Source organism: Pyxidicoccus sp. M15 (assembly GCF_056858435.1).
This window is the reverse complement of sequence record NZ_CM166495.1, coordinates 12561184-12583806: the sequence shown is the minus strand read 5'-3', so window position 1 is coordinate 12583806 and position 22623 is coordinate 12561184. Positions and strand designations below refer to the sequence as shown.

Here is a 22623-nt window from a genome sequence, read left to right as displayed (position 1 = left end):
CGCGAGACGACATGCCACCACTCACCGTTCTCATCACCGACGACCACACGCTGGTGCGCCAGGGCATCCGCGCGCTGCTGGCGGCGCAGCCCGACATCGAGGTGGTGGGGGATGCGGCCACGGGCGAGGCCGCCGTGGAGCTGGCGCGTGAGCACGCTCCCGACGTCGCCCTCGTGGACGTGCTGATGCCGGGCCTGGGTGGCATCGAGACGGCGCGGCGGTTGAAGGAAGCCAGCCCGCGCACGCAGGTGCTGATGCTCACCTCCTCGCACGAGGAGGAGCACATCGTTCCCGCCCTGCGCGCGGGCGCGCTCTCCTACCTCCTCAAGGACGCGAGCGCCGAGGAGCTGGTGCAGGCCGTGCGCCGGGCGGCGGCGGGTGAGGCCACGCTGCACCCGCGCGTCGCCAGCCAGGTGGTGCGCCTGCTGCGCGAGCCCTCACGAGAGCGACCTCCCGCGCACGCCGAGCTGAGCGAGCGTGAGCGGGAGGTGCTGCTGCTCATCGCCGATGGCTCCTCCAACGCGGACATCGCCGAGCGGCTCGGCGTGTCCGAGAAGACGGTGAAGTCCCACGTGAGCAACATCCTCGGGAAGCTCCACCTGGAGGACCGCACGCAGGCCGCCGTCTTCGCCTGGCGCGAGGGCCTCAAGCAGCGCTGAGCCTCAGTGGCTGGCCGCGGCGGGTTGGGCCGCCCCGTTCGCGAGCAGCGCGTCCAGCGCGAGGTAGCTCTGCTCCAGGCCCTCCGTCATGCCGGAGTGGAGCATCCCGTCGCGCTCTTCCGTGGTGTGGAACAGCGACGTCGTCACGAGCTTCGTCCGGCCGTCCCCCAGGTCCTCCAGCGTCATGCTGCTGATGACGACGTAGCCGGGCATCCCATCCCACTCGAACGTCTGCACGAGCCGCTCGGGAGGCGTGACTTCCCGGAACCGTCCCTCGAAGCCGTGGACGCCGTCGGCGGCGTGCTCGACGAAGCGCCAGTGTCCGCCGCGCTGGACCTCCAGGCGCTCGATGACGAGCTTGTTGCCGCGTCCCCACCACTGCGCGACGAGGCTCGGGTCGGTCATCGCCTGCCAGACGCGCTCCCTGGAGGCGTTGAAGATGCGCTCGGTGCGGACCTCGCGGTCCGAGGGCGTGGCGACGGTGACGGTGTTGGGGGACTTCGTGGCTGCGCTGTTCATGGCTTCTTCTCCTTCGTGCGTTCGAGGAATTCACCGAGGCTGTCGAGCCGCGCTTCCAGCATCTGGCGGTAGGAGGCCACCCAGGCCGCCACGTCCTCCAGCTGGCGGGGGCCGAGCCGGCATGTCCTCACGCGGCCCACCTTCTCCGTCGTCACCAGTCGGGCGTCTTCGAGCACCTGCACGTGCTTCTTCATGCCCGTCAGGGTCATGTCGAAGGTGCCCGCGAGCTCGCTGATGGACGCGTCGCCACGCCCGAGCCGCTCGAGGATGCCCCGGCGGGTGGTGTCCGACAGCGCGCCGAAAGCGGCGTCGAGCTGGGTGTTAAACTGAACCATGTGGTTCAGTTTAGGGATTTCGCGTCCGGGCGCAAGCCCCCGGCGTCACTTCTTCGCGGGCGGGACGCCTGGCGGAGGGGCAGGCGAGGCGCGTGCCGTGGGAATCAGGCCCGTGAGGCGCGGACGCGCGTGCGGGCGGGTGGGGAGGCGCGCTTGCCGGTGGTCGGGCCGGGGCCCTGCGCGGGGCTCAGCTCGCGCAGGCGTGTGAGCAGCTCGGTGACGGCGGGACGCACGGGCGCGCGGGTGCGCTGGACCGAATAGATGGTGTTGGTGAGCGCTGGCTTGCCCCAATCCATCGCGCGCAGGCGTCGTTCCCTGCCGAGGCAGAAGTCCGGGACGACGGCGACGCCTTCATCGTGGGCCACCAGCTCCAGCACCTCCTCCAGCTCCTCGAAGTGGGCCACGGAGTGCCAGCGCGGCTGGCGCCTTCCGAAGTGGTGACCGAGCCAGCGGCCGATGACGTAGTCGCCCTCGTCGTACGTCACCAGGGGAACGTCCTGGAAGTCCTCCTGCACGTTCAGCCGCCGCGCCCACTTCGGGCCCGCGGCCAGCACCAGCCCCTCCTCGTATACGGGCTCCAGCGTCAGGCGCGGGTGCACCGTGGGCTGGTAGGTGAAGCCCACGTCCACCTGGCCTTCGAGCACGCGCTGGAAGACGCCCTCGGCTGGGGGGTAGCGCAGCGTGAGCCCCTTGCGCAGCCGCGCGGACTCCAGCACCGCGGGGAAGAGGACATAGCGGCCGAAGCCCGCCACCGCCGCCACTTCCAGCGGCCGGTCCTCCTCCACTCCCGAGAGGACGGAGTGCACGTCGCGCGCGAAGCCGCCGAGGAACCGGAAGAGCCGGTCCGCCAGCGCCGTGGGAAACAGGCGCGCCGAGCGCCGCTCGAAGAGGGGCGCGCCCAGGGCCTCCTCGAGGCGCTGGAGCTGGTAGCTCACGGTGGGCTGCGTGCGGTGCAGGCGCCTCGCGGCCGTGGTGATGCTGCCTGTCTCGTAGACCTTCACGAAGGTGCCCAGGAAGGGGAGGTCTGGAAAGTCCATGGAGGATTTCTATGGTTTGTGCCGCGCACTATCAATTGGCGCGTGAGGGCCGGGTGGGCGCACTTTCACCGCATGTCGAAGCTCCTGCCCCTCCTCGCCGTCCTCGCGGCGCTCTGCGCCTGCGCCCATGTCCCCACCATGCCCACCCAGACTTCCGTCCACCCGCGGCACGCCACTCCCGAGGACGCGGTGCGGGCGTACTTCCGCGCTTCTGACACCGGCTCCAGCGGCACCCTGCGCTCGGCGTTCCACCCCAGTGCCCTCATGCGCCACGTGGAGCCCGACAGCGGCGCGCTGCGCACGGTGACGCAGTTGGAGTGGTGGCAGCGGCTGGACTCGAGCGCGTCCCCGCCCCAGCCCGCCACCGAGCGGCAGTTGAAGGTGTTGGACCGGGAGGGCCCGCTCGCGCTGGTGGAGGCGGTGTCCCGCTGGCCGAGCCACACCTTCAATGACCTGATGCTCGTGGTGGAGACACCCGAGGGCTGGCGCATCGTCGGCAAGGCCTTCGAGCGCATCAATGCGGGAGCACGGCTCCCCGAGGTTCCGTCCGCGGAGGCGGACATCCGCGCGGTGCTCGCCGGGAAGATTGAAGCCCACGCCGCCTACAGCCCGGCGCTGCTGCACCAGACGCACACGCCCGACTGCCCGTATTACCGCGTCCACGTGAAGGGCGTCCCCTTCGCCCTCGTCACCCTCTCCGAGGCGGCGGCGGGCTACGCCGACCATCAGTCGCGCGGCGAGACGGACCGCGAGAGCCCCTGGCGCATCCTCGCCGTCGAGGTCCGGGGCAACATCGCGGCGGCGAAGCTGGACGTGGTGTTCGAGGGCGTGCGCTACATCGACCACCTGCTCCTGGTGCGTGAGCGCGGCGTCTGGCGCATCGCCGAGGCGGCCTGGGGCGCGCCCGGTGACAAGCCCTGAAGCCTCGCCTGCCGCCGTTCCAGGGGGGACCCGCTCGCGCGGCGGCCGTTCATCCGTGCCCTGGTTCATGCAGTTCCAGTTACGGGTGCAGCACCGTTGGCGACGGTGATGTTTCATGGAGTATGGAATCACTCCCATGAATCTCTCGGCGGTGGACCTCAACCTCTTCCTCGTCCTCCACGCGGTGCTGGAGACGGGCAGCGCCACGGGGGCGGCGCGGCAGCTCCATGTCACGCAGTCGGCGGTGAGCAACGCGCTGGCGAGGCTGCGGGACGTGCTCGGGGACCCGCTGCTGGTGCGCAGCGGGCGTGGGCTCGTCGCCACGCCCCGGTGCGAGGCGCTGCGGCCGCTCATCACCTCCGCGGTGGCCCAGCTCCAGGCGGCCGTGGACGGCAACCCGTTCGACCCCGCGCAGAGCACGCGCCAGTTCACCGTGGGCTGCGGCGACAACCAGCACCTGTGTGACCTGCCGCTCGTCGTCGAGGCGTTCGCCCGGCGCATGCCCCGGGCGAAGCTGCGCGTGGTGAGCATTGACTACCTCATCGCGAGTGACGGCCTGGCCACCGGTGACGTGGACATCGCCCTGGGGCCCGTGCAGGTGGCCTCCCGGGAGGGCCTCTTCGCCGAGCCCCTCTACCTGGAGGACGTGACGTTCATCGCCCGGAAGGACCATCCGCGCCTGCGCGGGACGGTGCTGACGAAGGAGGCCTTCAATGCGTCACAGCAGGTGGACATGCACATCTCCCACGGCCGCCCGGGAGTCGGCCACCGCCTCTTCGAGCAGCTGATGAAGGAGCATGGCCTCACCCAGAACGTGGCGCTCACGGTGTCCACCTTCATCGCCGCGGCCGTGGCCGTCAGCCGGACGGACTACGTGGTGGGAATGCCGGCGCGGGCCGCACAGGCCCTGTGCGGCATGCTGCCGCTGAAGCAGCTCACACTCGAGCTGAACCCCAGGCCCCCGCCGATGACCATGGCGCTCATCTGGCACACGCGCACGCACGCGGACCCGGGCTCGCGCGCCTTCCGGGAGCTGGTCATCGACGCGCTCAGGGACGGCAGTGTGCCGAGACGGCCGCCAGCAGCTCGTCCATCTCGAAGGGCTTCTTGATGATGGCCTTGATGCCCGGGAACATGCCCCGCCCGCTGGCCGTCACCAGGATGACGGGCAGTGCGGCCAGGGCCGGCACCTTCTGGAGGTGCCCGACGAGCTCCTCCCCGTCCATGACGGGCATCATCAGGTCCAACAGGATGATGCACGGGCGCAGCGCGGGCTCTCGGCTCAAGAGCTCCAGCGCCTCCCGGCCATTGTCCGCCTGCACCACCCTGTAGCCCTCGAACGAGAGGATGTCCTGGACGGCTTCCCGGATGTCGGGGTCGTCGTCCACCACCAGGACGGGGTTCGATGCGGGGCTCACGCCTGCATTGTGGTGGGAACGCCGCGAATGGGAAGGGGGAATACCGGCGAATGTCTCAAGGCACGCGGTGCTCCCGGAAGGTGACACGCAGCGTGTAGCCGCCTGGACTCGTTTCCACCCGAACGAAGTCGCGAGGCTGCGGCGTCTCCAGGCGCAGGGTGCCTCCCTGGCCGTCGCGCTCCCACGCCACCACCGCCAGGTCGTCCACCGCGAGCAGGCCCGACCCCTTGGCGGGTGGTGCCTCGCGCAGCGCGAGCTGGAGGGCCCAGGGCGCGTTGTAGAGGTCCGGCTGGGGCGGCGAGCGCGGGAAGCTCAGGTCCGTCGTCACCATCGTCCAGTCGAACGTGCCGCCCGGGTGGCGCAGGACGTCCTGCTCGCCGAATACGTTATGGAACTGGATGGGTTGATACTGGACGACGACGCGGAATGCGCCGGCGCCGCGGCCCCTGAGCCAGCCCACCACCGTCAGGTCCTGGCGGGGCTGGCCCTCCGCGAAGCCCGGCAGGCGGAGCCGGTTGTGCAGGTCCACCACCGCGTCCTTCCTGTCGCTCGCACTGCGCGCCTGGCAGAGCGCCGCGGCGCCCCGGTGCGGCGCGTCCTGGCACACGAAGCCCGCTCCGCCGTCCAGCTCCCAGCGCGCGGCCTCGCTGGCGTCGCCGTCCACGTCGTGGTCCTCGAAGTCGCCGTGCAGCAGCACGTCCCGCCCGGCGCGCAGCCGCCGCGCCGTCACCCCCTGGCCATTGGCGCCCAGCAGCTGCGCGACGGCCATGGACTCACCCTCGCGGCGCAGGGGGCGCAGGTCCACCGTCGCCGCGCCGCTCGCATCCACCGTCACCGGCACGTCCACCGTGCGCTCGGCCACCGCGGCGGACTGGCCTTCGGGCAGCAGCTCTCCCGACGACAGCTGCGGCACCAGCGCCACGCCGCCCTCGCGCGACAGCTCGGAGAGGTTGCGCAGGGTGAGCTCCGCCAGCTCGCCCGCGACGGGGCGGGGGCGGTAGTCCTCGATGTAGACGGGCAGGGCGCGCGCGCGGGACACGGTGGCGCCGCGCAGCTCCACCTCCGTCATCATGCCCACCATCGTCTCCAGCCGGTCCTGGTCGAAGGCGAGGTTGCCGAGCGACTGCGCCACCAGCACGCCCCGGTAGCGCAGGAAGCCCTGGGGCGTGTGTGGGTGGTGCGCGATGACGAGCGCCGCGCCCTGGTCCACCGCGTTGCGCATCTGCTGTTCGGCGAACGCCGCGGGCCGCTCGCTGTACTCGGCGCCCGTGTGCAGCATGGCGATGGGCACCCGCTGCGCGCTCTTCTCACCGCCAAGCACCGCCGCCACGCGCGCGGTGTCCCGCAGGTCCGCCGCGCCGCCCTGGGTGGGACCGGCGACGTAGTCATGCTCCTCGCCGGCGCCGCTGATGGCGCACATGGAGATGAAGCTGTAGGGCGAGCCCGCCAGCTCCGTGCGCCACGGGCGGAAGGCCTCGTCCGGAGTGCGCCCCGCGCCGCTGTACGAGAGCCCCACCGAGGAGACGTGGCGGAGCGTGTCCTGCAGGCCCGCCTCCAGGTAGTCGTAGACGTGGTTGTTGCCCAGGCTCACGTAGTCCACGCCCAGCCAGGGCAGCGCGGGCAGCGAGCCGGGGAGGGTGAAGAAGGCGAAGTCCTTCGAGCCGTGCGGCGTGGCCGGCGTGTCCGTCACCGGCGTCTCCAGGTTCACCACGCGGAACTCCGCCGCCTGGAAGAAGGGCCGGATGTGCGTGAAGACCGCCTTCGTGCCGGGCAGCGGGTCCGACACGCGGATGAGCGCGTCGGGGTGGTCCTTGGGGACGCGGTCTCTCGGCGTCTGGTCCGTCGGGTCCAGGAAGCGTCGCCCCAGCGACACGTCTCCGCCGAAGAGCATCCGCACGCCGCCGTCCTTCGGCGTCAGCCGCAGCGGGGGCAGGTCCACCCGCGTCTCGGACAGGCCGCGCCGCAACTCCACCGCGGCGAGGGACGGGCGGAAGCCCTCCGCCTCCACGTGAAGGAGCGCGTTGTGCCGGGCGAGCACGGGGAAGCGGAAGCGTCCGTCCGCGCCGGTGCGCTGGGTGGCCTCGCCCAGCTTCACCGTCGCGCCGGCCACGGGTGCGCCCGAGGTGGAGAGCACGGTGCCCTCCAGCGCGATGCCGGTGCAGGCGTAGTCCTTGCGGGCCTTGCGCTCGGCCTCGGGCACCGGGCCGGTGTCACCGGCGGGCTCGGGGGCGCAGGTCGTCAGCACCGGAGGGTCCTCGGGCGGAGGCGGGTCGTCCGGAGTCGGGTCCGGCGTCGGCTCGGGGACGGGGTTGGGGGCAGGCAGCGGGCCGGGGGTCGGAGCAGGGGAGACGCCCGCGTCGGGCTCCTCCACGGCCGGTTCCTTCGCGCCCGGGTCCTGCCGCGACTGAGGCTCGCTCGAGCAGGCAACCAGACACAGCGCCAGACCTCCGGCGGGCAGCCACCGATGCCACATCTCCGTCCCCTCCCTCGCACGCCTGTCTGTGTTCGAGGGTGGAAGCGGTGTCAGGCGGGCGCCAGGAACGTTCACTGCTCGGAGCCTGGTCGCCTGCCCTCCGTTCGTCCGGGAGCCGACATGAAACAGTCATGAATTACAACAGCTTGCTGGGTTCCGGGTTGGTCTGAGTTTGCCCAATCTTGAAGCAAATCTCATAAATCAAGAATCATCCGGCCTCCTCTTGAAAGGAGCCGCATGAGACAACACCCGCTCGTTGCATGGCTGTGCCTGGCTTCGCTGCCCGTGGTCGCCGCGCAGGACGTTGCTCCCGCACCCGAGTCCTTCTCACCGCTCCAGCTCTCGCGTGACTCGGCGGCGTTCGCCTCGCGCGGGCGGGACATCGAGGGTGGCCGGCTGTACGTGGACTCACGGACGGAGCAGCAGGAGGGACGGCTGCTGAAGACCTTCATCCTCGAGGTGGAGCGGGCCGGCGACTACTTCATCGCGGCGCACGCCCAGGCGGTGAATGCCGTCCCCGCGGATGCCCGTGAGGCGAAGGCGAAGGCGTACCCGCTTCAGCGCATCTCCGTGTCGCTGGACGGCAAGGCCCTGGGGGACCTGGACCTGAAGAAGAACGGCTGGCAGCCGTCGCGCATCCAGGGCCAGGGGCGCGTCTACTTCTCCGCCGGCCGCCACACGCTCACCTTCGAGAGCGCGGCCCCGCACTTCCCGGATGTCGACGCGGTGAAGCTCGTGGCCAACGAGGGCCAGGCCACCTTCGACATGGGCGTCTTCGACGAGTACGTCTCCGGCCTGAAGCGCGGCGCGGACCTGCGCGTGGGCCGCCAGGACAAGGTGGAGCCCGTCGCGCCGCCGCAGGGGCCACCGCCTTCGACAGGCCCCATCCAGGGCGCGGCCTCCACGGGCTCGTACACGTGGCAGGTGACGCCGTACACGCTGGGCAACCCGAACGGCAACTACGCGCACTTGATGACGGTGCCAGTGGTCTACACGTACTACCGCAAGCTCACGCTCAACGCGGGCACCAACGTGACGTTCAACACGGCGCCCATCGCGGGGCAGGACTACTACGCGGTGGACCCGGTGATGTACCTGTTCTGCTCCACCGACAACACGGTGGCCTGGTCCAACGACGACGACATCGGCCGGCACCCGAAGATTTCGGTCAACATCCCCAAGACGTGTGAATACAACCTCGTGCTGCGCGCCTACAGCAGCTACTACGCGGGCACGTCCACGGGCTCCGCGGGCACCGTCAACGTCTACCAGAACGGCGTGCTGCTGCAGGAGAACGCGGTGGTGTCCGGCTACATGGTGAGCGTGGGCACGTCCAACACGGGCACGCTCAACTACTTCACCGGCTACTCCACCGGCCTGCCCATGCTGTGGCTCGCGCCGGAGGGCAACCTGACGCCGATGCGCTTCGCGGGAGGCCGGTACTGGTACCTGCCGCCCATGGACTACAACTGGTACGACGACGCGCGCTTCCGCATCGTGAAGAACACGACCTCGTACATGAACATGTACATGCTCGTGTCCGCCGAGGGCGCCTGGTACGTCTACTGGGGCAACGCGGACGTGTACGGCTCGGTGAAGCACCCCAGCGGCTCTCCGTTCAACTCCTTCCCGAACCTGAAGCAGGCGGACGCGATGCAGACCGCGCCCTCCACCAATACGTACAACTGCGCGTCGTGGGCCGGCGGCCTGACGAACGGGTGGTACTGGTCCTGCCTCACGTCCGAGTACAGCAGCTCCACCTGCATCAACGGCACCGTGTGGAGCAATCCCTACTCCTGGTACTCGTGGGACAACTACTTCGGCAACAACCCGCCGCGCTACACGGGCGCCACCACGTATACGCGGGTCGACGCCAACTCCAGCAACGCCGAGGTCGCCGTCTGGTCCAAGAGCAGCACCATCTACGACGTGACGCACTTCTCCGTGCGCCGCGAGGGCAACCGCCACCCGCACGGGTATGACTGGGAGAGCAAGCCGGGTGGCCTGGAGCGCATCTTCCATCCGATGAACGCGCTCAACGGCACCAGCTACGGCAGCATCATCGGCTACTACCGCGACGCGGCGAGGGACCCGTACAACCCCTGGCCCTTCGCGCCCGGCGTCCTGGGCGTGGAGAAGGTCAGCACGCCGTCCCTCACCTTCGAGGAGTCCGTGGCCACGGGCCTCACCGTGGTGCCCCGCGTGGAGCTGACGCGCTCCGAGGCGGGCAGGCTCGCGGAGCTGCGCGCGAGCGCCGGCAAGTCGCGGCCCCAGCTGGACCGGCTCTACAACGACTGGCTGGCCCGCGTCGCTTCCGAGGACCTGCGCAGGTTCAGCGACCCGGCCGTGTTCTTCGCGCAGCCGGAGTTCAAGAAGCTGGAGCGCTGGTTGCGCAACCACGAGGACGTGGCGGTGCCCTTCCTGATGGAGAAGGTGGTGGCCAGCGAGGAGGACGGCCTGGACTCCTCGCTCGCCTCCATGGCGCTGGCCCGGCTCACCTTCGAGCGTGACGGTGCGCTGATGGACGAGGTGCTGAAGGAGTGGCGGCGCGACAGCTACACGGCGGATGGCGCGTACGTGGCCCCGTCGGCGCTGGCGAACTCGAAGAACTTCGTGCGCAAGCTCCTCCAGCGGCGGTACGGCGTGGCGGATGAGCGCGCGTCGCTCGCGCCCCGCGCGGAGAACAGCCACGAGCGGCTCAGCGTGTCGCCCAACCCGCTGGTGGAAGCGGCGAGCGTGCGGTTCCGCGTGGACTCCGCCGCCACCGTGTCGGCGGCCCTGTACGACGCGAAGGGCACGCTCGTGCGCGAGCTGGCCTCCGGCGCGTACCCGACCGGCACCCACGACCTGGCGCTGGACCGCGGCGCGCTGACGCCCGGCATCTACTCGCTGCGGCTGACGGTGGGCGACGACGTGCTCACCCGCAAGGTGGCCATCCAGTAGCCGCTGGCATGCGAGCGCTGCCCCGTGCCCCCAGGGGTGGCGCTCGCGTGCCGGGGGTGTCAGGGCCGGCGGGGATACTTCTTCTGGAAAGAGCGTTCTGGAGGAGGCAGCCCATGACGAGCCCGATGACCGGTGTCCCCGCCGCGCAGCCCATGCCCTCGCAGCAGCAGGGCGTGGCGCAGGCGGCGCCCATGGACAAGCAGGGGGAGTCGCGGTTCGACGGAGCCCTCGCGGACAAGGCCCGCGTCTCCGGCACGCCCGCGGTTCAAGGTGTGCACGCGGTGGAGGAGGTCGCCCGCACGGAGCGGCCCGTGCTCAACGCCGTCTCCAGCGTCGTGCGTGCGCTGGAGCAGGGGCAGCTCGACATGGACCGCATCATCCGGGAGGCCAGCTCCGGCAAGCCGTTCTCCAACGCGGAGCTGCTATCGCTCCAGGCCTCCATGTACCGCTACACGCAGGAGCTGGACCTGGTGAGTCGCGTGGTGGAGAAGGCCACCACGGGTCTGAAGGACGTGGTCAAGACGCAGGTGTAGCCGCGCGCAGGCGCAGGGCGGCGCTCATGCCGAGCCCCGCCAGCACGCCGGCCGTGTAGCAGACGAGGTCGCTCCACAAGAAGCCCGCGCCCAGCACCAGCCGGCCCGGCAGCGTCCTGCGCACCGCGTTCAGCCAGGGGGCCTGGTAGAGCTGGCTGAACTCCACCGCGAAGGAGAAGGCCAGGGCCGCGGCCGCCACGTGGAGGGCCGGGCGCGTGGGGGCGACGAAGCGCAGCAGCAGGAATACCAGCAGCGCCCACAGCGTGTCCCCTGCGTACTCGGCGAAGAACGGCGGCCACGCCACCGACTTCGAGCGCGAGGCCAGACCCAGCGCCAGCACGAGCACCGCCAGCACCAGCGAAGTGAGGCGCACCCGGCGCGGCGACGGGCGTGGGGCGGAAGGAATGTTCATTCCGCCCCGGTCTACTCGGCGGAGGGCCCTGAGCGGAATGAGTGTTCCTTCCGGCCGGGTGCCCGCGAGGGGGCGTGGCCGCATCCGGAATGAGGGTTCCTTCCGGCCCGGTCTGCGCGGCGGAGGGCCAGAGCGGAATGAGTGTTCCTTCCGTCCGGGGGCCCACGAGGGGGGCGCGGCCGCATCCGGAATGCGGGTGCCTTACGGACCTGGGGCGGAGGGCCCTGAGCGGAATGAGGGTTCCTTTCGGCCAGGTGCCCGCGGGGAGCGCAGCCGCATCCGGAATGAACGTTCCTTCCGGCCCTGGGGCGGAGGGCCCTGAGCGGAATGACGGTTCCTTCCGCGTGGGTGGCGGCCCGCCTCCGCCCCAGGGTGATAGGGTACCCACCCGTTCCACTCCGGAGGTGCCGCATGGGAGGCCCGTCCCTGCAGCTGGACGCCCACGAGCAGGGGCTCGTGCTGGAGCTGGTGGAGACCCTGGGCAGCTCGCTCCACCTCTCGGAGGTGCTGGACGGGGCATACGGGCTGCTCGCGCGACTGCTGCCGGCGGACTGCGCGGCCATGTGCGTGTCCCAGCCCGAGCTTCCCGGCGGTTACGACTGGGTGGTGACGCGGATGCCGGAGGCCTTCGTCACCCACTACGCCGAGCTGTCCGCCGTGGACTTCGTGCGCGACGCCGTCGTCCACCAGCCCAACGTCGTGCTGCGCGACGCGGAGATGGTGACGCCCCTGGAGCTGGAGCGCACGGCGCTGTACCAGCGCTGTCACGACATTGGCTTCCCCATGCGCCACGTGATGTCGGTGCTGCTGGACGTGCGCGGCGACTGGCACGGTGGCCTCACGCTGTACCGCGAGCGTCAGCGGCCCTTCTCGGACAAGGACCGCGCCCTGTTGCAGCGGCTCACGCCGATGCTCGTCAGCACGGTGCGCAACTGCCGGCTGCTGGGCCAGCAGTCGCGTCGTGCCGCCCTGCTGGACACCCTCTTCCACCACCAGGGGGCCGAGTGCGTGGTGCTGGCGCCCTCCGGCCGCGAGGTGATGCGCACCGCGCACGCCACCGCGTTGCTGGAGCAGTGGTTCTCTCCGCTGGAGCGTGGGCCCGGAGGGCTGCCGCGGGCCCTGCTGGCGCCGCTGGCCCGGCTGTCCGGCGCGAGAGGACTGGAGGTGCCGCCCCCGGACGAATGGCGGCGCGAGGGGCCGCTGATGGACCTGCGCGTCACCTACGTGCCGCTGCCCCCGGACGGCACGGGCCCGCGCGAGTGGGCGCTGCTGCTGCGGGAGACGCCGCATGGCACGCCGCTGCCCGAGGCGTGGCGCGAGCGGCTCACACCGCGCGAGGTGGAGGTGGTGTCAGGCGTGCTGCGCGGCTGGGACAACCAGCTCATCGCGGAGGACTTGAAGTGCTCGCTGGGCACGGTGAAGAAGCACCTCCAGCGCGTCTTCGACAAGCTGGGGGTGTCCAGCCGCGCCGCGCTCCTGCACCGTGCGGCGCGGAGGCGGTGAGCGTCAGACGCGTCAGTGTTCCTCGAACAGGGCCTGGATGACGCGCCAGGCCCGCTGCACTTCCCGGCCCGAGCGGTGGGCGAGGAAGTCGCAGATCTCCGCCACGGCATCGGTGCGCTCGCGCTCGAAGCCCTGGAAGAGCGTCTTCAGCGACACGTCCAGGCCCACCGACAGCTTGCCCAGCGTGTCCAGAGAAGGAGAGAACGAGCCGCGCTCGATACGGCGGATGGCGTCGACGGAAAGGTCACTGCGTTCGGCCAGGGTCTCCTGTGTCAGCTCGCGAGAGTTCCTCAGTTTGCGTACGTGGTCGCCGAACCGTCGGTGCAGCCGCGTCCAGTTGGCTACCCTGTTTTTTGGTTTCTCCATAAGCAGCGGCGGATAATTTGGGGCATTGGTGCCCCAAGTGAAGTGAGGATGTTCGAGGTTTGACTGTGCAGGTTTGCAGGGCCCGTTCTCGTGGGTTGGGGTGTCGGAGACAAAGCGAACCGCCAGCGGCTGACCGGGATTCGGGTTGCGAGGCTGGATGATTCCAGCGGGCAGGGAAGCATCGCGCCCGGCCGGGAACATGCGTGTGCGGAGGCTTTCGTCTACGCTCCCCGGCGCATGATGCATTCGGAAGTTCGCTGGGGACGGGTCTGGCTCCCTGTCCTGGCCTGTGGCCTGCTGGCCGCCTGTGAAATCGGGTCGGAGCCGCGACGCCTCACGCCCACATCCGTCCTGCCCGTCGCGCCTGAGGGGTCTCCCGTACCCCAACCCGCGCCAGCACCCATCGCCGTGCGCGAGCCGCCGTCCGCGCCCGCGCGGGTGATGCCTGCCCGCCCGGCACGCGTGCAGGCGCTCCAGGAACTGGCGGAGCGGCTCGGCGCGCCCGGCGCGAAGGTGGATGACCCGTGCGTGAGTCCGGACGGCACGGCCTGTGCGCGCACCGCGCTGGCGCCCTTCTTCGCGTCGCTGGATGCGCTGGCGGTGGGCAGGGCCTCCGGCCCCACCGTCATCGAGGCCTTCGGCAACTCGCTGATCGCGGGAGACCGCATCGTGGACATCCTCCGCGAGGATCTGTCCACGGCCTTCGGAGCTTCCGGACGGGGGCTGCTGCTGGTGGACCGGATGGCGCCCTACGGAGGCAGGAGCCGCGCCAGCCACAGCGCCAGCGGGTGGCAGCCGCGCACGCTGGGCGAGCTGCGCGCGCCGCCGCTGCCCTTCGGAATCACCGGCGTGTACCACGTGGCCACCACCGCGAAGGCGCGAGCGCGCTTCAAGCTGGAGGGTGAGTCCCGGGGCACGCTGTGGTGGCTGGACGTGCCGAAGGGCGGGGCGCTCACCGTGTCCAGCGGCGGCCAGGTGCTCGCGAAGACGGAGCCCGTGGGCGACGGCGCGGCGCACGCCACCCGCTTCGAGCTTCCCGAGGGCGCCACGTCGGTGGACGTGGTGGCGGAGGGCAAGGGCGCGGTGGTGCAGGGCGTGGTGCTCCAGCACGCGCGCCCCGGCATCGTCCTGGACATGCTGGGTGTGCCCTCCGCGGACGCGGGGCTCTACGCGCGCGTGGACGACGCCATGCTCCGGGCGCAGCTCGCCGAGCGCGAGCCGAAGCTGATGCTCTTCTTCCTCGGCGGCAACGAGTCCAAGCGGCTGGAGTGGAAGCGCATGGACTTGCAGAAGCTGCGCGCGGACCTCCAGACGCTGCTGCGGCGCGCGCGCGCGGCGGCCCCGGCCAGCGCCTGCATGGTGGTGGGGCCCATGGACGCCGTGAGCGACTCGCGCGGAAAGGCGCAGACCTTCAAGCAGCGCCCGTTCCTGGAGTCCGTGGTGGGCGCCGAGCGCGAAATCGCCCTGGCCGAGGGCTGCGCCTTCTTCGACACCTTCACCGCCATGGGCGGCGCGGGCTCGCTGGCGCGCTTCTACAAGGCGGGCTTCATGCACGAGGACCTCGTGCACCCGAAAGGCCGGGGGCTGGACCTCCTCGGCCACCTCGTCACGGACGCGCTGCTGCGCGCCTGGGTGGAGACTCCGCCCGGCGCCGACAGGGTGGCCACTTCCACGCCCGCGCCCACCGCGGAGGCCGCGCCATGAGCTCCCCGTTCCTGAAGTCCCTGGTCGCCGCCGTCCTGCTGCTCGTCGGGCCCGCCACGTCGTGGGCGGCGCCGCGCGGCGCGCCGGTGTGCGAGCCCGTCGACGCCGAGGGCTCGCCGCGTGCCTTCCCGCCCGAGGCGCAGCGCGCGCTGGACGCCATCGTCCGCTCCGAATTGTCGCAGGGGCCCGTGGCGGGCATGTCCGTGGGCGTCACGCGGGGAGCGCAGCGCTGGGTGTGCGCGTACGGCCAGCGTGACCTGGCCCGCCGCCTGCCCGCGACGCCGCGCACCACGTACCGCATGGCGTCCGTCACCAAGTCCTTCACCGCGGTGGCGGTGCTCCAGCTGGTGGAGCAGGGGAAGCTGAGCCTGGACGCGGACCTCACCACCGTGGTGCCGTCCTGGCCCCAGAAACAGTGGCCCGTCACGGTGCATGACTTGCTGGGCCACCTGAGCGGCGTGCCGACCTATGACGGCCTGGCCTCCAGCAACAACGTGAAGGCGGTGAGCACGCAGGAGGCCCTCGCGATGTTCGCGGACAAGCCGCTCGTCTTCGAGCCGCGCAGCCGCTACCTCTACAGCACGTGGGGCTTCAACCTGCTGGGCGCCGCGGTGGAGGCGGCCTCCGGCCAGTCCTACCGCGACTACCTGCGCGAGCACGTCTTCCAGCCCGCGGGCATGGAGCACGCCGACCTGGACATCACCGCCACGCGCGACGAGCACCAGGCGGTGGGCTACCGGGTGGTGGGCGGCGTGCTGAAGCCGTCGCGCTTCCTGGACGTGTCCAGCCGCTTCGGCGGCGGCGGCACCCGCGCCACGGTGGGGGACATGCTCGGCTTCGGCCGCGCGGTGCTGGCGAACACGCTGGTGTCTCGCGACACGATGGGCCGCATGCAGGCGTCCATGGCCACCGCGGACGGGCGCCTCACCGACTACGGCATGGGCTTCGCCACCTACCCGCTGCGCGGCCACTACCTGGTGGCGCACGCGGGCGGCCAGCCGGAGACGACGACGCTGCTGGTGATGTTCCCCGCCGAGGACACGGTGATTGCCCTGGCCACCAACGTGGAGGGCGAGGCGAAGCGGCTGCGGCGCCTGTCCATCCGGCTGATGGAGCAGGTGCTGGAGGACGGCGTCACGCGGCGCGACGCGCACCTGGCGGACGCGGTGGACGCGGTGGTGTACGAGGGCCTGGGCCGCATCGCCAGCTACGGGCTGGCGTACCACCAGTGGGCCACGCGCGGGCCGGGCACGCTGCCGCCGGACGAGGATGTGCCCGGCGCCTTCGCCCGCGTCTCCGACTTGCTGGACCGCAAGGTGATTGCGAAGGACACGCGCACGGCGCTGGAGCGCATCAAGGGGGCGCATGACCCGCGCATGGGCTCCGTCTTCATCCGCGTGGGCACGCACATGGCGCGCACGCTGGAGAAGGCCCACGGCGCCGAGCGGCTGCGCACCTACCCCGCCGAGGGACCGCTGTCCTTCTTCGCGGACTACCTGGCCGCGTGCGACGCGCAGGGCCTGCCCGACACGGAGCGCTTCGGCGGGCCGCTGCGCGAGGACCTGCTGCGCTTCGTCTCGAGCTGGAAGCGCGCCGAGGTGCCGGCACTGCGCCACCAGCGGCTGGATGAAATGAAGGACCCGGAGCGCCACGGACCCGCGCTGCGCGAGGCGGCGGCCCGGGCCCCGGAGGTGCGGCCGGACTACTCGGATGAGCTGCTGCGCATCGCGGAGGGACATGCGCTGCGCAAGCAGACCGCCGCGCGCCTGCGCTGGCTGGAGCTCGCGGTGGAGCTGCAGCCGCGCAGCGTGGACGCGCGGGTGGCGCTGGCCCAGGCGCTGCTGGCGGCGAAGCGGGACGGCGCTGCGCTGCCGCACCTGCGCGAGGCGCTGGCCACGCCGCAGGGCGCGCTGTCGCTGGCTCCCGCCGGGCTGCTCAAGCGCGTGGGCGAGGCGGAGTCGCCCCTGGTGGGCCTGGGCCTGCTGCGCGCGGGCGTGGTGCTGCACCCGGACTCGCCCGAGCTGTGGGAGGCGCTGGCGAAGCGCGAGGGCGCGCAGGGACACAAGGCCCAGGCGAAGGCGGCGCTGCGCCAGGCCCGGCGGGCCCGGGAGGTGGCGCCGGCGCCCTCGACGTCCGCGAGCCGCGCGGGCGCGGAGCGGGGCCCTGGCAGCGGTCCGGTGCCGGACGACCACGGGCTCGTGCGTCCTCGCCAGCAGTAGCCCTGGAGCGCACGCGCGGGCTCGGAGAGTCCGTGGCGCGCGGGCACCACCGTGCGAGGATGGGCGCGCCCATGCGCATCCCCTGTCCCAACTGCCCGGCCGCCATCATCCCGGGCGCCGATTCCTGCGGAATGTGTGGCGCCTCGCTGCTGAAGGAGGCGGTGCCGGGCTCCGGCGAGGCGGTGTGCGCCGTCCACCCGGAGTACCAGAGCCTGAGTGCCTGTGCCCGCTGCGGCAACTTCGCGTGCGCGAAGTGCCTGCGGCAGGGCTCGCGGGGCGAGATTGTCTGCGCCGCGTGCCATGAGCGCCAGCCGGCGGGGCTGCTGGCGTGGGACAGGCGCGAGGAGGTGGGGACGCTCCGGGCCTTCTGGGAGACGTGCCTGGACATCATGTTCCGCCCGGGGCCCACCTTCGAGCGGGTGAAGCCGGAGGGCACGGTGGGCAGCTCGCTCGGCTTCGCGATGCTGTGCAACTTCGTGGGCTACTTCACCACGGCGCTCGTCTACATGGCCTTCATGCTCGTGTTCCCCATGCCGGACGAGACGATGAAGGCCGACAACGTGGACCCGGCGGCGTTCAAGGCGATTGGCGCCGGCATGTTCGCCGCGATGATGGTCCTGGCGCCCCTCATGGGCGTGCTCGTCACGCTGTTCAGCTCCGGCGTGGACCACCTGCTGCTGCGGATGGCGGGCAGCGAGCACCCGTACGCGGTGACGCTGCGGGGCAATGCCCTGTCCCAGGCGCCCTACCTGATTGGACTGATTCCGATGTGCGGCATCTACGTGGCCCCGCTGTGGGCCGTCGGCCTGCGCATCGTCGCCTACCGCCACCTGAACGCGGTGAGCTGGGGCGGGGCGGCGTTCGGCGCGCTCGCGGGGCCCGCGCTCACCTGCTTCCTGTGCGGCGGCAGCTACCTGGCGTTCTTCGCCGTCGTGAGGGCGATTGCGCAGTGAGCGCGGCGACCTGAATGCCTCGCCCGGCGCCCATTTGATGGCCCGTGCTCTTTTCGCGGGCGGCTACTGCGCGGTGGCGGTGGACCCGTCGGAGGGCACCGCCGCGGTGACGGTGCGCGGCTTCGGCCAGAAGCGCGTGGCGTGCACGCCGTCGAGTGCGAAGACGCGCCGCTTCGCCTTCGCGTCGTAGACGCGCACGGCCTTGTCGCCGGAGACGAGCAGCAGCGGCCCGCGCACCCGCAGGTCCACCGCGGACGCGGGCGCCAGGGCGAGCTCCTCGGGCTCCACCAGCCGGTCCTGCACCTCCCAGCGCAGCGGCGGCATCAGCGCGGACAGCTCGCCAGTGGCCCGCCACGCGTAGAGGGGGCCTCCGTCCGTCTCGAGGGAGACCCACTCGCCGAACCTGTCGTGGCCCTTCTCCTGCACCACCGCATCGAGCCGGGCGGCGTCCTCGCTGCCCTCGGGGAACGCGTTCGTCGCGGGCGCGTCCGGGTCCATGCCCGAGGTGGAGGACACGAGCATGCTCACGGTGGTGAGCGCGCCGGTGCCGGCGGCGTCGTCGGACTCGTACACGGTGGCCACCGTCTCGATGCGCTTCCACGCGTCCCCCTCGCGGCGGAAGGCGTGGGCGAGGCCGGAGCCGCCCTCGGCGGGCTCGGTGATGGTGATGCGCTGACCCTCGAAGAGGAAGTACTCGTCGGCGCCTTCCGTCTTGCGGACGAGGTCGTCCACCTGGGACACCAGCGCGACGGGGCGCCCCGCGGCGTCGAAGCCCACGGCCTCCGTGTGGCCCGTCTCCGGCAGCGCGAGCGGAGTGCCCTGGCCCGCCTGGATGTCCACCAGCCAGGCGCGTGGCTTCAGGGAGCCGCTGCCCCGGTCCACCACCGCGCCCTGCCGGCCGTCCGGGCTCCACGCCAGTCCGAGCCGCGTGCACGCCGCGTCCACGGTGAAGAGGGCCTTCTTCGCACCGGCCGTGTCCTGGCGCGTCCAGGTGCAGCCCGAGGGCGAGGCGTCCTGGAGGTAGGAGAGGGTGAACGCGGGCACGGGAGCCACGGCCTTCGCCTCCGCCGGAGCCGGGGAGGGGGCCACGGGGGCGGGGTCCTGGGACTTCTTGCAGCCACCGAGCAGAAGCGCGGAACCGAGGAAGAACGCGGGGCCGAGACGGCGGTCCATGAGGCTCTCCGGGGGAGTGACACCTGCAACATGGCAGAACGGCGGGAGTGGGCGGAAGTCACTCACGGCGTAGCAGGTGGTACACAAAACGTTTGGGCGTGCGGGTTGTGAAACCCGCACGCCTGCCCTGTGTTCCCGTTGCGGACGTTGCTTCCATGGAGCAGGCCTGGAGCTCGCTTGCCGGTACGTGCGCGTTGGCCGGGCGCGTCATGGGCCTGGAGCGCAGGAGGGAGACACCGACACCTGCGAGCGCGACGAGGCGCGGCCAGAGCAGGGTCGGAAACGCCAGTGCGAGGAGGAGGAGCGCGCCCGCGGAGATGGCGAACAGGGCGATCAGCCAGGGGTGACGCGCCCGCGCCACGCGAACGCCCGAGACGACGAGCGCGAGGGCGACGAGCGCGTTTCCCGCGTGGACGACGAGCGGGGCTGCTCCCTGCGCGATGCTCGCCCCGGTGCCGATGGCGGACAGGTAGACGGCGATGCACACCGGGCACTTGGGCAGGAGCACGCCCACGAGCATCGGGAGGAGCGCACCGCGAGGAATGCGCAGGAAGGCGCGGGACGGCTCGGTGCGAGGTCGGGGAGGCGGGGTCCGCATGGGCAATCCATAGTCAGCGGCTCCAGCTCCGGGGAGTAACAAGCGCGGCGCGAATCCGGACCACGGGGAGGGAGCGTGGGGGGCTCCAGTTGGTGATGCGCGGGCGCGGCGTGAAGCTGTTCCACGGGACGAGCTGCTGACAGGGACTGGGCGAATGCGCCTCAAGGTAGCCTGTCGGCATGGACTCCATGATTGCCGCGGCCGCACGAGCGCTCTCCGCCGGTGATGCGCTGGGGGCGCTGAGGCGCGTTGCCCTTCGCGACGACGCCCCGGCGCTCGCCTTGCGCGGTATCGCGATGGCCCAGCTCGGTGAGCATGCGCGGGCGCGTGAGCTCCTGCGGCGCGCCGCCCGTGGCTTCGGCCCCACGGAGGACCTTGCACGCGCACGGTGCCGGGTGGCCGAAGCGGAGATTGCGCTGGCGGTGCGTGACCTGACCTGGTCCCCACGCGCGCTCGACGCCGCACTCGTGACACTCGATGCCCGGGGGGACCGGGCGAACGCACTGCATGCACGCCTCATCGCGATTCGCCGGCTCCTGCTGCTCGGCAGACTCGACGAGGCCGAGGCTGCGCTCGCACACCTGGACGTGCGTGGCATGCCGCCCGCGCTCGTGGCCGTCGCGGAGCTCGTGGCGGCCGACATCGCCTCGAGACGGGTCCGGACACGCCCGGCGCGCGAGGCGCTCGAAAGGGCTCGCGAGGCGGCGATGCGCGCGCGCGTGCCCGCCCTGGTGGCCGAAGTCCAACAGGCCCACGCGGCGCTCGAACGGCCCGTCGCGCGCCAGCTCCGCGCGGGCTCCGAGCGGGCGCTCCTGCTCGAAGACGTGGAGGCCGCCTTCGCCTCGGGCGAGCTGGTCGTCGACGCCTGCCATCGCGTGCTGCGAAGCGGAGCACAGGAGGTCTCCCTCGCCCGGAGACCCGTCCTGTTCGAACTGGCACGCGCGCTGGGGGAGGCCTGGCCGCAAGGCGTCGACCGCGACGTCCTGATTGCCCGCGTCTTCGGTGCGCGCCGCGCGAACGAGTCCCATCGGGTCCGCCTGCGGGTGGAGGTCGGCCGCCTGCGCGCGGTGCTCGCGCCGCTGGCCCGCGTCGACGCCACCCCCGAGGGCTTCGCGCTCACGCCGCGCCCTGCCCGTGAGGTCTCCGTGCTCCTGCCACCCATCGACGGAGACCCGGCGTCGCTGCTCGCGCTGCTCTCCGACGGTGAAGCGTGGTCGACCTCGGCGCTCGCGCTCGCGCTCGGGGAGAGCCAGCGCTCGGTCCAGCGGGCGCTCGCCGAGCTCGAAGCCGCGGGACGGGTGCACTCGGTGGGGCGGGCCCGCGCTCAGCGATGGTTGTCGCCTCCGCTCACGGGATTCACGACGACGTTGTTACTCCCCGCGACGCTGCCGGCTGGGTACTCATTGCATGGAGCGGCGGAGAAGCCGCGAGGAGCCACTTCATGACGCGCACTCAAAGCAAGACAGCCCTGGCGCAACCTCCGGCCCGAGTCCAGGCCGCCGAGGTCGTGCGGGAATACGGCCCGTTCGCGGGCGCCGACCATGTGCACGGTGTCACGCACGACGGGCGCCACGTATGGGCGGCCACCGGCGAGAAGCTCGTCGCCTTCGACCCCGAGAGCGGCAAGCCCGTGCGGACGCTGGACGTCGCGTCGGATGCGGGCACCGCGTTCGACGGCAAGCACCTGTTCCAGATTGCCGAGGCGCGCATCGACAAGATCGACCCGGCGACGGGAAGGGTCCTCGCGTCGATACCGGCGCCCGGAGGCGGCAAGGACTCCGGGCTCGCCTGGGCGGAGGGCACGCTCTGGGTCGGCCAGTACCGGGAGCGCAAGATTCATCAAATCGACCCGGAGACGGGCGCCATCCTGCGCACCATCGAGTCCAACCGCTTCGTGACGGGGGTGACATGGGTCGACGGCGAGCTCTGGCACGCCACCTGGGAAGGCGACGCGAGCGACGTGCGCCGCATCCAGCCGGACACGGGCGAGGTGCTCGAGCGGCTCGAGATGCCTCCTGGAGCCATGGTGTCCGGGCTCGAGTCGGACGGTGGGGCGCTGTTCTTCTGTGGCGGTGGGTCGAGCGGCAAGGTCCGCGCCGTGCGGCGGCCGAAGGGGGCGCGTTCATGAACCCCCACAAGGTCGTGACGCGTGAGGAGTGGCTGGACGCGCGCAAGCGCCTGCTGCTCAAGGAGCGGGAGTTCACCCACGCGAGAGACCGGCTGAGCCAGGAGCGGCGCGAGCTTCCCTGGGTCCGGGTGGACAAGCCGTACGTCTTCCAGGGGCCCGGCGGCGAGGAGACGCTGTCGCAGCTCTTCCAGGGCAGAAGCCAGCTCGTCGTGTACCACTTCATGTTCGCCCCGGAGTGGGAGGCGGGCTGCAAGAGTTGCTCGTTCTGGGCCGACAGCTTCAACGGCGTCGTGCCGCACCTGGCGCAGCGTGACGTGTCCTTCGTCGCGATTTCCCGCGCGCCCTTCGCGAAGCTCCAGGCGTTCGAGCGCCGCATGGGGTGGAGCTTCAAGTGGGTGTCGTCCGCCGGGACGGACTTCAACTTCGACTACGCCGTCTCCTTCACGCCGGAGGACCTCGCCGGGAAGGGGGGGACGTACAACTACGCGCCGCTCGAAATGCAGATGACGGACCTGCCCGGCATCAGCGCGTTCTACAAGGACGAGCGGGGCGACGTCTTCCACACGTACTCCTGCTACGCGCGGGGCATCGACGCGATGAATACGGCGTACCAGTACCTGGACCTGGTGCCGAAGGGCCGCGACGAGCAGGGGCTCCCCAAGCCGATGGCCTGGGTCAAGCACCGGGACGAGTACCGGTGAAGGGACCTGCCCGGGAGGGCATGGACGC

21 protein-coding genes are annotated in these 22623 nt (G+C 71.4%); 12 read left to right on the top strand and 9 right to left on the bottom strand.

The window, feature by feature from the left end; translation table 11 throughout:
* Positions 1–11: 11 nt before the first annotated feature.
* The gene (locus tag ACX9TP_RS46995; RefSeq protein ID WP_482977265.1) at positions 12–659 is read left to right on the top strand and encodes a response regulator; all 648 of its coding nucleotides are present in this window, start codon (positions 12–14) and stop codon (positions 657–659) included.
* Between the two features lie 3 nt (positions 660–662).
* Here ACX9TP_RS46995 and ACX9TP_RS46990 read toward each other — a convergent pair whose 3' ends face one another.
* The 3 genes from ACX9TP_RS46990 to ACX9TP_RS46980 all read right to left on the bottom strand — a co-directional run bounded on the left by ACX9TP_RS46990 (position 663) and on the right by ACX9TP_RS46980 (position 2550).
* The gene (locus ACX9TP_RS46990; protein ID WP_482977264.1) at positions 663–1178 is read right to left on the bottom strand and encodes an SRPBCC family protein; all 516 of its coding nucleotides are present in this window, start codon (positions 1176–1178) and stop codon (positions 663–665) included.
* The gene (locus ACX9TP_RS46985; RefSeq protein ID WP_482977263.1) at positions 1175–1513 is read right to left on the bottom strand and encodes an ArsR/SmtB family transcription factor; all 339 of its coding nucleotides are present in this window, start codon (positions 1511–1513) and stop codon (positions 1175–1177) included. Before ACX9TP_RS46985 ends, ACX9TP_RS46990 begins: the two co-directional genes overlap by 4 nt.
* A gap of 104 nt (positions 1514–1617) precedes the next feature.
* Positions 1618–2550 carry a LysR family transcriptional regulator gene (locus tag ACX9TP_RS46980; protein WP_482977262.1) on the bottom strand — a complete coding sequence of 311 codons (933 nt, stop codon included), beginning with the start codon at positions 2548–2550 and terminating at the stop codon, positions 1618–1620.
* 72 nt (positions 2551–2622) lie between these two features.
* Here ACX9TP_RS46980 and ACX9TP_RS46975 point away from each other — a divergent pair, with 72 nt between their 5' ends.
* Together ACX9TP_RS46975 and ACX9TP_RS46970 are read left to right on the top strand one after the other, a co-directional pair.
* Positions 2623–3471 carry a nuclear transport factor 2 family protein gene (locus ACX9TP_RS46975; RefSeq protein ID WP_482977261.1) on the top strand — a complete coding sequence of 283 codons (849 nt, stop codon included), beginning with the start codon at positions 2623–2625 and terminating at the stop codon, positions 3469–3471.
* Between the two features lie 136 nt (positions 3472–3607).
* The gene (locus ACX9TP_RS46970; protein ID WP_482977260.1) at positions 3608–4582 is read left to right on the top strand and encodes a LysR family transcriptional regulator; all 975 of its coding nucleotides are present in this window, start codon (positions 3608–3610) and stop codon (positions 4580–4582) included.
* On the opposite strand, the gene ACX9TP_RS46965 is transcribed toward ACX9TP_RS46970, so the two are convergent.
* Complete coding sequence (locus ACX9TP_RS46965; RefSeq protein ID WP_482977259.1) at positions 4521–4889, bottom strand: response regulator; 369 nt, start codon at positions 4887–4889, stop codon at positions 4521–4523. The genes ACX9TP_RS46970 and ACX9TP_RS46965 overlap by 62 nt on opposite strands.
* A 55-nt stretch (positions 4890–4944) precedes the next feature.
* On the bottom strand, positions 4945–7362 hold the full coding sequence (locus tag ACX9TP_RS46960) for a CapA family protein (protein WP_482977258.1): 2418 nt from the start codon (positions 7360–7362) through the stop codon (positions 4945–4947).
* A 237-nt stretch (positions 7363–7599) separates the two neighbouring features.
* On the opposite strand from ACX9TP_RS46960, the gene ACX9TP_RS46955 reads away from it, so the two are divergent.
* Positions 7600–10305: a T9SS type A sorting domain-containing protein gene (locus ACX9TP_RS46955; RefSeq protein WP_482977257.1), complete on the top strand. Its 2706-nt coding sequence runs from the start codon at positions 7600–7602 to the stop codon at positions 10303–10305.
* A 113-nt stretch (positions 10306–10418) separates the two neighbouring features.
* Entirely contained in the window at positions 10419–10838 is a 420-nt protein-coding gene (locus ACX9TP_RS46950; RefSeq protein WP_482977256.1) for an ATP-dependent helicase HrpB, read from the top strand.
* On the opposite strand, the gene ACX9TP_RS46945 is transcribed toward ACX9TP_RS46950, so the two are convergent.
* Entirely contained in the window at positions 10822–11250 is a 429-nt protein-coding gene (locus tag ACX9TP_RS46945) for a ribosomal maturation YjgA family protein (RefSeq protein ID WP_482977255.1), read from the bottom strand. The two genes, ACX9TP_RS46950 and ACX9TP_RS46945, sit on opposite strands and share 17 nt — an antisense overlap.
* A gap of 411 nt (positions 11251–11661) precedes the next feature.
* On the opposite strand from ACX9TP_RS46945, the gene ACX9TP_RS46940 reads away from it, so the two are divergent.
* Positions 11662–12753 (top strand): helix-turn-helix transcriptional regulator, encoded by a 1092-nt coding sequence (locus tag ACX9TP_RS46940; RefSeq protein WP_482977254.1) that lies wholly within the window; start codon positions 11662–11664, stop codon positions 12751–12753.
* 12 nt (positions 12754–12765) lie between these two features.
* On the opposite strand, the gene ACX9TP_RS46935 is transcribed toward ACX9TP_RS46940, so the two are convergent.
* Positions 12766–13320, bottom strand: a complete 555-nt coding sequence (locus ACX9TP_RS46935; protein ID WP_482977253.1) for a helix-turn-helix domain-containing protein — start codon at positions 13318–13320, stop codon at positions 12766–12768.
* Between the two features lie 207 nt (positions 13321–13527).
* Here ACX9TP_RS46935 and ACX9TP_RS46930 point away from each other — a divergent pair, with 207 nt between their 5' ends.
* The 3 genes from ACX9TP_RS46930 to ACX9TP_RS46920 all read left to right on the top strand — a co-directional run bounded on the left by ACX9TP_RS46930 (position 13528) and on the right by ACX9TP_RS46920 (position 17995).
* Positions 13528–14823, top strand: coding sequence for a GDSL-type esterase/lipase family protein (locus ACX9TP_RS46930; RefSeq protein ID WP_482977252.1), 1296 nt, complete (start codon positions 13528–13530; stop codon positions 14821–14823).
* Positions 14820–17042 (top strand): serine hydrolase domain-containing protein, encoded by a 2223-nt coding sequence (locus tag ACX9TP_RS46925; protein ID WP_482977251.1) that lies wholly within the window; start codon positions 14820–14822, stop codon positions 17040–17042. Before ACX9TP_RS46930 ends, ACX9TP_RS46925 begins: the two co-directional genes overlap by 4 nt.
* A gap of 71 nt (positions 17043–17113) precedes the next feature.
* The gene (locus ACX9TP_RS46920) at positions 17114–17995 is read left to right on the top strand and encodes a YIP1 family protein (RefSeq protein WP_482977250.1); all 882 of its coding nucleotides are present in this window, start codon (positions 17114–17116) and stop codon (positions 17993–17995) included.
* Between the two features lie 63 nt (positions 17996–18058).
* Here ACX9TP_RS46920 and ACX9TP_RS46915 read toward each other — a convergent pair whose 3' ends face one another.
* The gene (locus ACX9TP_RS46915; protein ID WP_482977249.1) at positions 18059–19168 is read right to left on the bottom strand and encodes a hypothetical protein; all 1110 of its coding nucleotides are present in this window, start codon (positions 19166–19168) and stop codon (positions 18059–18061) included.
* Between the two features lie 58 nt (positions 19169–19226).
* Positions 19227–19676, bottom strand: a complete 450-nt coding sequence (locus ACX9TP_RS46910; RefSeq protein WP_482977248.1) for a hypothetical protein — start codon at positions 19674–19676, stop codon at positions 19227–19229.
* 269 nt (positions 19677–19945) lie between these two features.
* Between ACX9TP_RS46910 and ACX9TP_RS46905 the strand changes: the two genes are divergently transcribed.
* Genes ACX9TP_RS46905 through ACX9TP_RS46895 form a run of 3 tightly spaced genes read left to right on the top strand, consistent with a single transcriptional unit; the run spans position 19946 to position 22595 of the window.
* Entirely contained in the window at positions 19946–21211 is a 1266-nt protein-coding gene (locus ACX9TP_RS46905; protein WP_482977247.1) for a helix-turn-helix domain-containing protein, read from the top strand.
* Positions 21208–21894 carry a Vgb family protein gene (locus ACX9TP_RS46900; RefSeq protein ID WP_482977246.1) on the top strand — a complete coding sequence of 229 codons (687 nt, stop codon included), beginning with the start codon at positions 21208–21210 and terminating at the stop codon, positions 21892–21894. The genes ACX9TP_RS46905 and ACX9TP_RS46900 overlap by 4 nt, the downstream gene beginning before the upstream one ends.
* Positions 21891–22595, top strand: coding sequence for a DUF899 domain-containing protein (locus ACX9TP_RS46895; RefSeq protein WP_482977245.1), 705 nt, complete (start codon positions 21891–21893; stop codon positions 22593–22595). Before ACX9TP_RS46900 ends, ACX9TP_RS46895 begins: the two co-directional genes overlap by 4 nt.
* Positions 22596–22623: the final 28 nt, after the last annotated feature.